This window comes from Methylotenera sp. E1MeOHC1 (assembly GCF_058745595.1).
Genome location: NZ_CP196025.1, coordinates 2,005,464 through 2,017,464 on the forward strand (window position 1 = coordinate 2,005,464; position 12,001 = coordinate 2,017,464).

The following is a 12,001-nucleotide window of genomic DNA, read 5'->3' on the forward strand; positions in this document are numbered from 1 at the left end:
ATTGACTAAAAACCACTAATAATTCAAAATCGCGGTCTTTGCTACTTCATGGTCATGGCGCGGCAAAAATAGATACATAAAGCCGAGCATTATCGGGCGGCATATAAGCTTTTAAATTAACTGGATTTAAGTCATTGTCAGCATTAAATACATCAGATGTTTTTAGTAAAATGCTTAAAATTCAGCTAGTTGCTACACTTGCTGTCGCGTTGGTGATGTATTTTGCTTCTGGTGTTCCAGCAGCGGTGTCAGCCATCTTTGGTGGTTTAAGTGTGGTCGTTGGCGGATATGTGGCAAGTTTAGTTGCCAAGCGCGGTGCAAATAAAACGGATGCATCAGCAATATTGATCAATCTGCTCAAGGCAGAAGCCGTTAAGATTTTAATGATAATTGTAATTTTGGTTATCGTATTCAGTTTTTATAAACAATTGGTGCCGTTTGCACTAATTGCTGGTTTGGCGGCTGCGGCATTGTTTTCTGGCGCGGCCCTCAGTAAGTTAAACGTGTAATTTAAACAAACGTCAGTTAGAAAAATATTAGATTATGGCTACAGAACACGCAGATAACGCACAACACGCACTCACCCCTTCAGCTTATATCGAGCATCACTTAAGTTTTAATGCACATCCGCTAAACGAAGGCGCTGGTTTCTGGACACTACACGTAGATACGTTTGTGATGTCGGTAGCGCTGGGTTTGATTGTGATGGGCTTAATCTGGCTGGTGGCACGTAAAGCAACTGCTGGTGTGCCAACAAGAACACAGGCTTTTGTTGAGTTAGTGTTTGGCTTTATTGATGATCAAGTTAAAAATATTTTTCACGGTAACCGTCATAGCTTTATCGCACCAACAGCGTTAACTGTATTTTTATGGGTGTTCGCCATGAACTCCATGGACTTTTTACCGGTTGACTGGGTTGCTGGCATCGTTTCATTCTTTGGTGGCGAGCATGCTAAATGGCGTGCCGTACCAACATCAGACATCAATACCACATTTGCTTTGGCTTTAACTGTATGGATTTTAATGATTTTCTTCGCAATCAAAGTTAAAGGCTTTGGCGGTTGGATTCATGAGCTGTTCTGTGCGCCATTCGGTACCAAAATCTGGGTATGGCCAGCTAACTTCATGTTTAATTTGATTGAATACGTATCAAAACCACTTTCACACTCATTGCGTTTGTTCGGCAATATGTATGCAGGTGAAGTTATCTTCTTGTTGCTAGGTATGTGGGCCGCGACTGGCTTAACCGGCACTATCGCAGGTGCAATTTTAGGTGCTGGCTGGTCTATTTTCCACATTCTAATTGTTGCGTTACAAGCGTTTATTTTCATGATGTTAACGGTTGTTTATTTAGCCATGGCGCATGAAGGTCACTAGTAAGGTTTTGTTTCATATTTAAGTAGTTTTATTTTTTGTAGTTGGTTGTAAGTTTAATTTTAGAGAGGGTAATAACATGGATGCATTAGCATTGATTCAAGCCTACACAGGCGTTGGTATTGGTTTAATTATTGGTTTGGGCGCTGCTGGTGCTTGTATCGGTATTGGTATTATGTGTGCAAGTTTCTTGGAAGGCGCTGCTCGTCAACCAGAAATGATCCCAGCTTTACAAGGTAAAGTGTTCTTGTTACTAGGTTTGATTGACGCTTCATTCATTATCGGTGTTGGTCTTGCAATGATGTTTGCATTTGCTAACCCATTATTAAGCGTAGTTGCTCAGTAATTAGCAAAATTAAGCTAACTAGTCATTAACCTCAGTTTAATGACTAGTGCTTTTATGATTAACAAAATGGATCAAAAATGAACATTAACTTTACACTTATCGCACAAGCTATCGCATTTGCTGTGTTGATTTGGTTCACAGTGAAATTCGTTTGGCCGCCGCTTTTAAAAGCGATTGAAACGCGCCAAAAAGAAATTGCTGATGGTTTGGCAGCAGCGCAAGAAGGCCGCAGTGCTTTAGAAGTTGCAGCTAAAAAATCAGAAGTGACATTGGCTGAAGCAAAACAAAAGGCAAGCGAGATTATTGCGCAAGCTGAAAAACGCGGCTCACAAATCGTTGAAGAAGCTAAAGGCAATGCTAAGGTTGAAGGCGACCGTATTTTAGCTGGTGCTAAATCTGAAATCGATCAAGAAGTAAACCGTGCAAAAGAAGGTTTACGTGCGCAAGTGTCAGCATTGGCAATTGCCGGCGCTGAAAAGATTTTGCGTAAAGAAATCGACGCAAAAGCACATAGCGAAATGTTGTCTAAACTAGCTGCAGAACTTTAAGGCTAAGGGATAAAGGAAATCACATGGCTGAAATATCAACCATCGCAAGACCTTATGCAGTAGCGGCTTATAAATTAGGTCGTGAGCAAAAGGCACTTGGCAAATGGTCTGAGATGTTGGGTTTTGCCGCTGCCGTTGCAAATGACGCGCAAATTAAAGCCTATATTCAAGACCCTAAAGTTGTGAGCAGTGATTTGCAAACAACTTTCTTGAAGGTGTGTGGCGATCAACTTAATGAAAATGGACAAAATCTTGTCAAAGTTTTGGTTGAGTATGGTCGTTTATCTATTTTGCCAGAAATTTCAAGCGCATTTGAAGCGTTAAAAGCACAAGATGAAGGTACGTTAGATGCTGAGATTATCGCAGCAGCTAAACCTAGTGCGGCAGAGGTTAAAGACCTAGTAAAACGCTTAGAAGCAAAATTTGGTAAAAAGATTGAGGCTAGTGTTTCTGTTGACCCAGAACTCATTGGTGGCATCAAAATTATTGTTGGCGATACCGTGATCGACGCATCCGTCAAAGGTCAGTTACAAAATTTAGCCTATACGCTTACGGCATAAGACGCAGGCAATAGCCTAACTTTAGGCAAAGAAACTATTAGGAGTTTACATGCAGTTATCTACATCAGAAATCAGTGAACTGATTAAAAGCAGATTAGAAAATTTTTCTACCAGTGCTGAAGCGCGTACTCAAGGTACTGTTATTTCAGTAACTGACGGTATTGTTCGTATTCACGGCCTATCAAATGTGATGGCTGGCGAGATGATCGAGTTCCCTGGCAATACATTTGGTTTGGCACTTAACCTAGAGCGTGACTCTGTGGGTGCTGTGGTATTGGGTGATTACGAACACATTACTGAAGGCGACACATGTAAATGTACTGGTCGCATTTTAGAAGTGCCAGTAGGTCCAGAATTAGTTGGCCGCGTAGTGAACGCATTAGGTCAGCCTATTGATGGTAAAGGCCCAGTTAACGCAAAATTGACAGACAAGATTGAAAAAGTTGCGCCAGGCGTGATTGCACGTAAATCTGTGTCACAACCAGTACAAACTGGTTTGAAATCAGTTGACTCTATGGTCCCAGTAGGCCGTGGCCAACGTGAGTTGATCATTGGTGACCGTCAAACAGGTAAAACAGCAGTTGCAGTAGATGCAATCATCAACCAAAAAGGTCAAAACATGACCTGTATCTACGTTGCGATTGGCCAAAAGGCTTCTACTATCGCTAACGTGGTACGTAAGCTTGAAGAAAACGGCGCGATGGCATACACCATCGTAGTTGCTGCTTCAGCTTCTGATTCTGCAGCATTGCAATTCTTGGCACCATACGCTGGTTGTACCATGGGCGAATACTTCCGTGACCGCGGTGAAGATGCATTGATCGTTTATGATGACTTGACTAAACAAGCGATTGCTTACCGTCAAATCTCATTGCTATTACGTCGTCCACCAGGCCGTGAAGCTTACCCAGGTGACGTGTTCTACATCCACTCACGTTTGTTAGAGCGTGCTGCTCGTGTAAATGAAGAGTATGTAGAAAAATTCACTAACGGTGCCGTTAAAGGCAAAACTGGTTCATTGACTGCATTGCCAGTGATTGAAACAGCTGCTGGTGACGTTTCTGCATTCGTTCCAACTAACGTTATTTCTATTACCGATGGTCAGATCTTCTTGGAAACTGACTTGTTCAACGCTGGTATTCGTCCTGCGATCAACGCTGGTATTTCAGTGTCTCGCGTAGGTGGTGCTGCACAAACTAAAGTAATTAAGAAATTGGGTGGCGGTGTACGTTTGGCATTAGCGCAATACCGTGAATTGGCTGCGTTCGCGCAGTTCGCTTCTGATTTGGATGAAGCAACACGTAAACAATTGGACCGCGGTCGTATGTTTACTGAGTTGATGAAACAAGCGCAATACGCTCCTTTAAGCGTATCAAACATGGCAATTACCTTGTTTGCTGCTAACAAAGGTTACTTTGATGATGTTGCTACTAACAAAGTATTAGCATTCGAAGGCAAATTGCACGGCTTCATCGCTTCTAAATACAAAGCATTAGCTGATGCGATTGAAACAAGCAAAGACTTAAGCGGCGATAACGAAAAAGCACTTGATGCAGCAATTCAAGACTTTAAAGCGACGACTGCTTACTAATATCTAACTATTAGGACACTAAAATGGCTGGTAGTAAAGAAATTAGAACCAAGATCAAGAGTGTAGAAAATACACGCAAGATCACTAAGGCGATGGAGATGGTTGCCGCTTCTAAAATGCGTAAAGCGCAAGACAGAATGCGTGCATCACGTCCATACGCTGAGAAAATTCGTAATGTTGCAGCTCACCTTTCGCTAGCTCATTCTGAATATAAGCACCCTTTCCTGTTAAAGCGTGAAAATGTTAAGAATGTTGGCATTATTGTAGTGAGCTCAGACAAAGGTTTGTGCGGTGGTTTAAACACTAACGTATTGCGTTTAACTGTTAACCAAATGAAAACTTGGGAAGCAGAAGGCAAGAAATTGTCTGTAAGCGCGATTGGTAATAAAGGTTACACCTTTATGAACCGCGTTGGTGCCAATGTGAAATCACACATTACCGGTTTAGGTGATGTGCCACATTTGGACAAACTCATAGGTACGATTAAGGTAATGCTAGACGCTTATACAGCTGGTGAAATCGACCAGTTGCATATCTGCTACACACGCTTTATCAACACAATGAAGCAAGAGCCAGTGATTGAGCAATTGCTTCCTTTGACTGCTGAGCGTTTGGGCACACATCCAACGGAAGAGAAATCTGAAGCGTTGAGTGCTAGTGCTCTTGTTAAGAGTGCGCTTCAAATCGGTGCTGCTAAAGGTCATTGGGATTACATCTATGAGCCTGAAGCTAAGCCTGTAATTGACCAATTGATGGTTCGTTACATTGAGTCATTAGTTTACAACGCAGTGTCTGAAAACATGGCATCTGAGCAATCATCACGTATGGTAGCGATGAAGTCAGCGTCTGATAATGCGAAAAACGTAATCGGTGAATTGAAACTGGTTTATAACAAAGCACGTCAAGCGGCGATTACCAAAGAGATCTCAGAGATCGTTGGTGGCGCGGCAGCGGTTGCATAAGCAAGCAAAGAATTTAATTAAAGTAATATCTGACTAACAGTACGTTTGAGTCGAGGAAAAAAGATGAGTACAGCAAATATTGGTAAAGTAGTGCAATGTATTGGCGCGGTGGTTGACGTTGAGTTTCCACGTGATCAAATGCCAAAAGTATTTGAAGCGTTGATTATTGATGACGCATCAAGCCAAGCGGAAGCTGGTTTGACATTGGAAGTGCAACAACAACTAGGTGACGGCATTGTGCGTACTATTGCCATGGGCTCATCTGATGGTCTTGCACGTGGTACTGCGTTTAAATCAACTGGTGCACAAATTCAAGTGCCAGTAGGTACAGGTACTTTAGGTCGTATTATGGACGTGTTGGGTCGCCCAATCGATGAGGCTGGTCCTATCGATTCAGACGAGCGCCGTTCTATTCACCAAAAAGCACCAAGCTTTGAAGAGTTATCTCCATCAGTTGACCTGTTAGAAACAGGTATCAAGGTGATTGACTTGGTTTGTCCATTCGCTAAGGGTGGTAAAGTTGGCCTGTTCGGTGGTGCTGGTGTAGGTAAAACCGTTAACATGTTGGAGCTAATCAACAACATCGCTAAGCAACACTCAGGTTTATCAGTGTTTGCAGGCGTGGGTGAGCGTACTCGTGAAGGTAACGACTTCTACCATGAAATGGCTGAAGCTGGCGTTATTAAACTAGACGACATGAAAGAATCAAAAGTAGCGATGGTGTTCGGTCAAATGAACGAGCCACCAGGCAACCGTTTACGTGTGGCTTTGTCAGGTTTGACCATGGCTGAGAAATTCCGTGACGAAGGCCGTGACGTATTGTTCTTCGTGGACAACATCTACCGTTACACATTGGCTGGTACTGAAGTATCTGCATTGTTAGGTCGTATGCCTTCAGCTGTAGGTTACCAACCTACCCTAGCTGATGAAATGGGCCGTTTACAAGAGCGTATTACTTCAACTAAAACAGGTTCTATTACTTCTATCCAAGCGGTTTACGTACCAGCGGATGACTTGACTGACCCATCACCAGCAACAACGTTCCAACATTTGGACTCAACCGTTGTGTTGTCACGTGACATTGCTTCTTTAGGTATTTACCCAGCGGTAGACCCATTGGATTCAACATCACGTCAATTAGACCCATTAGTGGTTGGTGAAGAGCACTACAACGTAGCACGTTCAGTACAACAAACATTGCAACGTTACAAAGAGTTACGTGACATTATTGCGATTTTGGGTATGGACGAGTTGTCACCAGAAGATAAATTGGCTGTTGGCCGTGCACGTAAAATCCAACGTTTCTTGTCACAACCTTTCCACGTTGCTGAAGTGTTTACAGGCGCGCCAGGTAAATACGTACCACTAAAAGAAACAATCAAAGGCTTTAAAGCGATTGTTGCTGGTGAATACGATCACTTGCCAGAGCAAGCTTTCTACATGGTTGGCGGTATTGAAGAGGCTGTTGAGAAAGCTAAAACACTTAACTAAGTTTTGCTTGGTTAATTAGTTAAACGCTTTAAGGAAAAATAATGGCAAATACTGTTCATATTGATGTAGTTAGTGCAGAGGCAAGTATATTCTCAGGTGAAGCTGAGTTTGTAGTTGCTCCTGCAAGTGCTGGTGAAGTAGGTATCTACCCTAACCATGCACCAATGATCACTACCATCAAGCCTGGCGCTTTGCGTATTAAGCAAACGAACGAAGCTGAAGAAACGTTAATCTTTATCTCAGGTGGCCTGTTAGAAGTGCAACCTGGTGTGGTGACTGTATTGGCTGATACAGCAGTACGTGGTCACGACCTTGATGAAGCAAAAGCGATTGCTGCGAAAGAAGCTGCTGAAGAAGCGCTTAGAAACAGAACTTCAGATATTGACTATGCAACAGCACAGGCAGAATTGTCTGAAGCCGTGGCACAGATTCAAACTATCGAACGCTTACGCAAGAAAACGCATTAATTGCGTTGAAGATGGTGTAAAAGCAAAAAGGCAACCTCGGTTGCCTTTTTTGTTATACTTTGCGAATAGAAACAGACCTAAATAACACATGAACAAATTAAATATCGTGATATTGGCAGCGGGTAAAGGCACCCGTATGCATTCTGATTTACCTAAAGTCCTGCATGTAGTTGGCGCAAAGCCAATTTTGGCTCATGTGATTAATTGTGCGAAGGCATTAAAGCCCAATAAGATTATCGTGGTTTATGGCTTTGGTGGAGAGCGTGTAAAGGAAGCCTTTAGTAGCGAAAATATAATCTGGGTAAACCAAGCTGAACAAAATGGTACTGGCCATGCAGTACAGCAAGCTTTACCGCATTTAGATGCAGATGCAGATGCAGATACCCTTATATTATTGGGCGATGTGCCGTTGGTTGATGTAAATGCCTGCGAGAAGCTAATTGCCCAGGCTGATAACAAGCTGGCGATATTGTCGTTTAATAAGGATGACCCAACGGGCTATGGCCGTATTGTGCGTGATGCACATGGTCAGGTGCATGCTATTGTTGAGCATAAGGACGCCACAACAGCGCAGCGTGCCATAATTGAGGTTAATACCGGCATCATGGCGATGCCTAATGCGCATCTTAAAAGCTGGTTATCAAGAGTTACCAACAATAATGCACAGGGCGAATATTACTTAACGGATATTGTGGCGCTAGCGGTGCAAGATAACATCAGTGTGGTGGCGGAAATAACGGATGATGAATGGTCTGTTACCGGTATCAATGCTAAAACAGATTTGGCACAAATAGAACGCGTCCATCAAACCAGAATCGCACAGGCTTTGTTACAGCAAGGCGTTACTTTAAAAGACCCTGCACGTATTGATGTACGTGGCGATTTAAATTGTGGCCGAGATGTAGAGATAGACGTGAACTGCGTATTTGAAGGCAATGTGACCTTGGGTGACCGCGTTAAGATTGCCGCTAACTGCGTCATTAAAAATGCAGTGATTGCAGCAGGCACGCAGATTGCCGCGTTTACGCATATCGATGACACTGCAGTAGGTGAAAATAGCCGTATTGGGCCGTTTGCGCGCTTACGTCCTGGTACCACCCTCGCCGCCGATACGCACGTTGGTAACTTTGTTGAGCTGAAAAATGCACAGGTTGATGTGGGAAGTAAGATCAACCATTTAAGTTATGTGGGCGATAGTACGGTTGGTAAGAATGTGAATATTGGCGCAGGTACTATTACTTGTAATTACGACGGTGCGAATAAATTTAGAACGGTGATTGAAGACGGCGCGTTCATTGGCTCTGATTCACAATTGGTTGCCCCTATCACCATCGGCAAAAACGCAACGATTGCGGCAGGTTCCACCATTACCAGAGATGCACCGGCAGATGCACTCACCTTTTGCCGTGCTAAAGAACAGAAAACAATCATGGGTTGGAAACGACCGCAAAAAATTAAAAAGTAATTCCTTATTTAGTGATTTGAGCATAGGTAGCTACGTGGCGCATACGCGCGAATATGTTGCTACTGATGTGAACCAATCAAGATAAAAATTTTAAGAGAGTAAAACTATGTGTGGCATTGTAGGTGCAGTAGCAAATAGAAATGTTGTTTCAACCTTGATTGAAGGCTTAAGCCGTCTAGAGTATAGAGGGTATGACTCAGCTGGTGTTGCTGTATTAAACGATACAGGCATTGCGCGCGTGCGTGCGGTGGGCCGTGTTTCAGCCATGACAGAAAAGGCGAATGAGTCAAAACTAAGTGGTTTGGTTGGGATTGGTCACACACGCTGGGCTACACATGGCGGCGTGACTGAAAGTAATGCACACCCACATATGTCACCTAGCCAATTGAATGGTGAAGTGGCGGTTGTGCATAACGGTATTATTGAAAACCATGATGAACAGCGCGCGCACTTAAAGACCTTGGGTTATGTGTTTGAATCACAAACCGATACTGAAGTAATTGCGCATTTAATTCATTACTACCATCAAACCCTACCTTTACTTGCAGCCACCCAAAAAGCTGTAAGCGAGCTTACTGGCGCATTTGCGATTAGTGTGATCTCTAAAAAAGAACCAGAGCATATGGTGACCGCGCGCTTAGGTTGCCCATTATTGATTGGCCTAGGTGAAGGCGAAAACTTTATTGCCTCAGATGTTTCTGCCGTGCTTTCTGTTACACGCAAAGTGATTTATTTAGAAGATGGCGATGTGGCGGATATTCGCCGTGAAGGCGTGACCATTTTTGGCCGCGATGGCGTTGAGGTTACACGTAAAATTCATATGAGTGATGTGTCACTCGCTAGCTTGGAATTAGGCCCATATTCGCATTTTATGCAAAAAGAGATTCATGAGCAGCCACGTGCCTTAACCGACACCATAGAGGCATTGATTGATGATAACCACTTTTCACCCGCCCTATTTGGCAAAGGTGCAGCAGGCGTGTTTGAGCAAGTCGATAGCATTTTAATCTTGGCTGCCGGCACCAGTTATTATGCGGCGCTAACTGCTAAGTACTGGTTAGAGAGCATTGCCAAACTGCCTACCAATGTAGAAATTGCCAGTGAATACCGTTATCGTGAGTCTGTCCCTAACCCGCGTCAGTTAATCGTGACGATTTCGCAGTCTGGTGAAACCTTAGACACGATGGAAGCGCTAAAGCATGCCAAGGCATTAGGTCAGCATCTCACCCTAGCAATTTGCAACGTGCAAGAGAGCGCAATTCCACGCGCTTCGGAATTAGTGTTCTACACGCGCGCAGGTGCAGAAATTGGCGTGGCTTCTACCAAGGCATTCACCACGCAATTAGTGGCTTTATTCACTTTGGCCGCAACGTTGGCAAAACAGCGTGGATTATTAGATAAAGAGGCTGAGCAATCGTATTTAGGCGCATTGCGCCAATTAGCCGGTAGCGTGCAACATGCACTGAACTTAGAGCCGCAAATTCGCGAGTGGGCAAAATCATTTGCTAACAAACAGCATGCTTTATTTTTAGGGCGCGGCATACATTACCCAATCGCTTTAGAAGGCGCATTGAAGCTTAAGGAGATTTCTTACATCCATGCCGAGGCCTACCCTGCGGGCGAGCTTAAACACGGCCCCTTAGCGCTGGTAGATAGCGATATGCCTGTGGTGGTGATTGCACCGAATGATGCTTTGCTGGAAAAAGTGAAATCTAATATGCAGGAAGTAAGAGCGCGTGGCGGTGAGTTGTTTGTGTTTGCTGATGCAGATAGCCACTTTACAGAATCAGAAGGGGTACATGTGATACGTACGCCGCGCCATGTGGGCGTGCTCTCCCCTATTTTGCATACGATACCAGTGCAGATGTTGTCGTATCATGCGGCGTTGTTGAAAGGGACTGATGTGGATAAGCCTAGGAATTTGGCGAAGTCAGTTACCGTAGAATAAGTCACACTTAGCATAATTAAGAGTTGAACAGTGATGAGTCGCAACACTAAAACCGTAATGCAAAATTCTGAAGATCGTTTATATGATTTGATTGCACAAAGGTTGTTGCCAGATGTAAATAAGGCGGAAATAGATCAGCGTATTTGGGATTTATTTGGCGAAGAGTGGTGCGTGATGATGACCGACTTGGCGGGCTTTTCTCGCCAAGTTGCAGAGTATGGCATCATTCATTTCTTGCAGACGATTTATGAATCTGAGCGTTTGCTGTTGCCAGTGATTGAGCAGCATGAAGGTTTTTTACTTAAAACTGATGGTGACTCTTTTTTAGTTATTTTTCGTAAGCCACAAAAAGCTTTGCAATGCGCCATGGTGATGCAGCAGCTTTTAATTCCCTACAACGAAGCCAAACTTGAGCAGGAACGAGTTCACTTGTGTGTGGGTTTGGGCTTCGGACAGATTTTACGTGTAGGTAATACCGAAGTGTTTGGTGCAGAGGTGAATGCAGCCTGTAAGCTGGGGGAGGATGTTGCTAAGCAAGGTGAAATTCTGGTGACAGGCGCATTTCAACAAGCTTGTGCAGATTTTGCAGGCGCGATTTATCAAAAGTTAGAACACGCGCCAGCTGGTGCAAACTCTGCCTACAAGGTCATTCTTACTTAGAAAAACCGCTACTGAAAATACCAAGTTAGTAAGTGCTTGGTTCTTTCAACATCACAGGGGTAATGTCTAAAGTACCGCTGTCATGCCCCACCATGATTTGTCCATCTTGAATGGTGCAGCTGATATTAAAGCCACGCTCTGCAATATTCGCCAATTCTTTCGTGTCTGGTAAATTAATCACAGTGAGGTTGTTGATTTTAAGTAAGGCTTTGCTGTTGGCCGTCCACCACATATCAGCCACTCGCCCACCATAAAGCACCACCACCACTTGCTTGGCACGCCCTGCTGCTTTGCGGATATCTTTTTCTGTTGGCAAGCCAACATCCATCCATAATTCGATAGCGCCAGTGAGGTCTTTTTGCCACAAGTCTGGCTCTTCATCGTCGCTCAAGCCTTTACCGAATATCAGTGACTCATTGGCATACATCGCAAAGCCAATCAACCGCACCATGACGCGCTCATCCGTTTCTGACGGATGCTTAGCAATCGTCAAATTGTGTTGCTGGTAATAATGACGATCCATATCAGAAACTTGCAGATCGATTTTATAAATTGTAGATTTGATAGCCATTTAAGCGGTGCCTTTTAT

Annotated in this window: 13 protein-coding genes; 12 read left to right on the forward strand and 1 reads right to left on the reverse strand. The window is 43.8% G+C overall.

The genetic code is table 11. The annotated features are described in order from the left end of the window. Positions 1–170 precede the first annotated feature (170 nt). The 12 genes from ACSSU7_RS09440 to ACSSU7_RS09495 all read left to right on the forward strand — a co-directional run bounded on the left by ACSSU7_RS09440 (position 171) and on the right by ACSSU7_RS09495 (position 11,412). Positions 171–509, forward strand: coding sequence for an ATP synthase subunit I (locus ACSSU7_RS09440; RefSeq protein ID WP_492516244.1), 339 nt, complete (start codon positions 171–173; stop codon positions 507–509). A gap of 34 nt (positions 510–543) precedes the next feature. Then, the gene (gene atpB / locus ACSSU7_RS09445; RefSeq protein ID WP_492516245.1) at positions 544–1,377 is read left to right on the forward strand and encodes a F0F1 ATP synthase subunit A; all 834 of its coding nucleotides are present in this window, start codon (positions 544–546) and stop codon (positions 1,375–1,377) included. 76 nt (positions 1,378–1,453) lie between these two features. Then, positions 1,454–1,720, forward strand: a complete 267-nt coding sequence (gene atpE / locus ACSSU7_RS09450) for a F0F1 ATP synthase subunit C (protein ID WP_015833271.1) — start codon at positions 1,454–1,456, stop codon at positions 1,718–1,720. Between the two features lie 77 nt (positions 1,721–1,797). Then, positions 1,798–2,268, forward strand: coding sequence for a F0F1 ATP synthase subunit B (locus ACSSU7_RS09455; RefSeq protein WP_492516246.1), 471 nt, complete (start codon positions 1,798–1,800; stop codon positions 2,266–2,268). Positions 2,269–2,291: 23 nt separating this feature from the next. Continuing rightward, a complete protein-coding gene (locus tag ACSSU7_RS09460; protein ID WP_019896780.1) occupies positions 2,292–2,828 on the forward strand; it encodes a F0F1 ATP synthase subunit delta in 537 nt (178 codons plus the stop codon). 49 nt (positions 2,829–2,877) lie between these two features. Beyond that, complete coding sequence (gene atpA, locus ACSSU7_RS09465) at positions 2,878–4,419, forward strand: F0F1 ATP synthase subunit alpha (RefSeq protein ID WP_036301347.1); 1,542 nt, start codon at positions 2,878–2,880, stop codon at positions 4,417–4,419. Positions 4,420–4,442: 23 nt separating this feature from the next. Continuing rightward, positions 4,443–5,381, forward strand: a complete 939-nt coding sequence (gene atpG, locus ACSSU7_RS09470) for a F0F1 ATP synthase subunit gamma (protein ID WP_492516247.1) — start codon at positions 4,443–4,445, stop codon at positions 5,379–5,381. Between the two features lie 63 nt (positions 5,382–5,444). Next, positions 5,445–6,872: a F0F1 ATP synthase subunit beta gene (gene atpD / locus ACSSU7_RS09475; RefSeq protein ID WP_135276549.1), complete on the forward strand. Its 1,428-nt coding sequence runs from the start codon at positions 5,445–5,447 to the stop codon at positions 6,870–6,872. Between the two features lie 41 nt (positions 6,873–6,913). Next, entirely contained in the window at positions 6,914–7,339 is a 426-nt protein-coding gene (locus tag ACSSU7_RS09480; protein ID WP_492516248.1) for a F0F1 ATP synthase subunit epsilon, read from the forward strand. Positions 7,340–7,427: 88 nt separating this feature from the next. Beyond that, positions 7,428–8,804 (forward strand): bifunctional UDP-N-acetylglucosamine diphosphorylase/glucosamine-1-phosphate N-acetyltransferase GlmU, encoded by a 1,377-nt coding sequence (glmU, locus tag ACSSU7_RS09485; RefSeq protein ID WP_492516249.1) that lies wholly within the window; start codon positions 7,428–7,430, stop codon positions 8,802–8,804. A 106-nt stretch (positions 8,805–8,910) separates the two neighbouring features. Continuing rightward, complete coding sequence (glmS, locus tag ACSSU7_RS09490; RefSeq protein ID WP_492516250.1) at positions 8,911–10,752, forward strand: glutamine--fructose-6-phosphate transaminase (isomerizing); 1,842 nt, start codon at positions 8,911–8,913, stop codon at positions 10,750–10,752. Between the two features lie 33 nt (positions 10,753–10,785). Next, positions 10,786–11,412 (forward strand): adenylate/guanylate cyclase domain-containing protein, encoded by a 627-nt coding sequence (locus ACSSU7_RS09495; protein WP_492516251.1) that lies wholly within the window; start codon positions 10,786–10,788, stop codon positions 11,410–11,412. A gap of 25 nt (positions 11,413–11,437) precedes the next feature. Here the strand turns inward: ACSSU7_RS09495 and ACSSU7_RS09500 are convergent, their stop codons facing one another. Next, entirely contained in the window at positions 11,438–11,983 is a 546-nt protein-coding gene (locus ACSSU7_RS09500; protein WP_492516252.1) for a YaeQ family protein, read from the reverse strand. Positions 11,984–12,001: the final 18 nt, after the last annotated feature.

Bases quoted from the DNA above. Each gene is read 5' to 3' on its own strand.
- atpG (WP_492516247.1), top strand. From the start codon at position 4,443: ATGGCTGGTAGTAAAGAAATTAGAACCAAGATCAAGAGTGTAGAAAAT.
- ACSSU7_RS09460 (WP_019896780.1), top strand. From the start codon at position 2,292: ATGGCTGAAATATCAACCATCGCAAGACCTTATGCAGTAGCGGCTTAT.
- ACSSU7_RS09455 (WP_492516246.1), top strand. From the start codon at position 1,798: ATGAACATTAACTTTACACTTATCGCACAAGCTATCGCATTTGCTGTG.
- ACSSU7_RS09495 (WP_492516251.1), top strand. From the start codon at position 10,786: ATGAGTCGCAACACTAAAACCGTAATGCAAAATTCTGAAGATCGTTTA.
- atpE (WP_015833271.1), top strand. From the start codon at position 1,454: ATGGATGCATTAGCATTGATTCAAGCCTACACAGGCGTTGGTATTGGT.
- ACSSU7_RS09480 (WP_492516248.1), top strand. From the start codon at position 6,914: ATGGCAAATACTGTTCATATTGATGTAGTTAGTGCAGAGGCAAGTATA.
- atpB (WP_492516245.1), top strand. From the start codon at position 544: ATGGCTACAGAACACGCAGATAACGCACAACACGCACTCACCCCTTCA.
- atpD (WP_135276549.1), top strand. From the start codon at position 5,445: ATGAGTACAGCAAATATTGGTAAAGTAGTGCAATGTATTGGCGCGGTG.
- ACSSU7_RS09440 (WP_492516244.1), top strand. From the start codon at position 171: ATGCTTAAAATTCAGCTAGTTGCTACACTTGCTGTCGCGTTGGTGATG.
- glmS (WP_492516250.1), top strand. From the start codon at position 8,911: ATGTGTGGCATTGTAGGTGCAGTAGCAAATAGAAATGTTGTTTCAACC.
- atpA (WP_036301347.1), top strand. From the start codon at position 2,878: ATGCAGTTATCTACATCAGAAATCAGTGAACTGATTAAAAGCAGATTA.
- ACSSU7_RS09500 (WP_492516252.1), bottom strand. From the start codon at position 11,983: ATGGCTATCAAATCTACAATTTATAAAATCGATCTGCAAGTTTCTGAT.
- glmU (WP_492516249.1), top strand. From the start codon at position 7,428: ATGAACAAATTAAATATCGTGATATTGGCAGCGGGTAAAGGCACCCGT.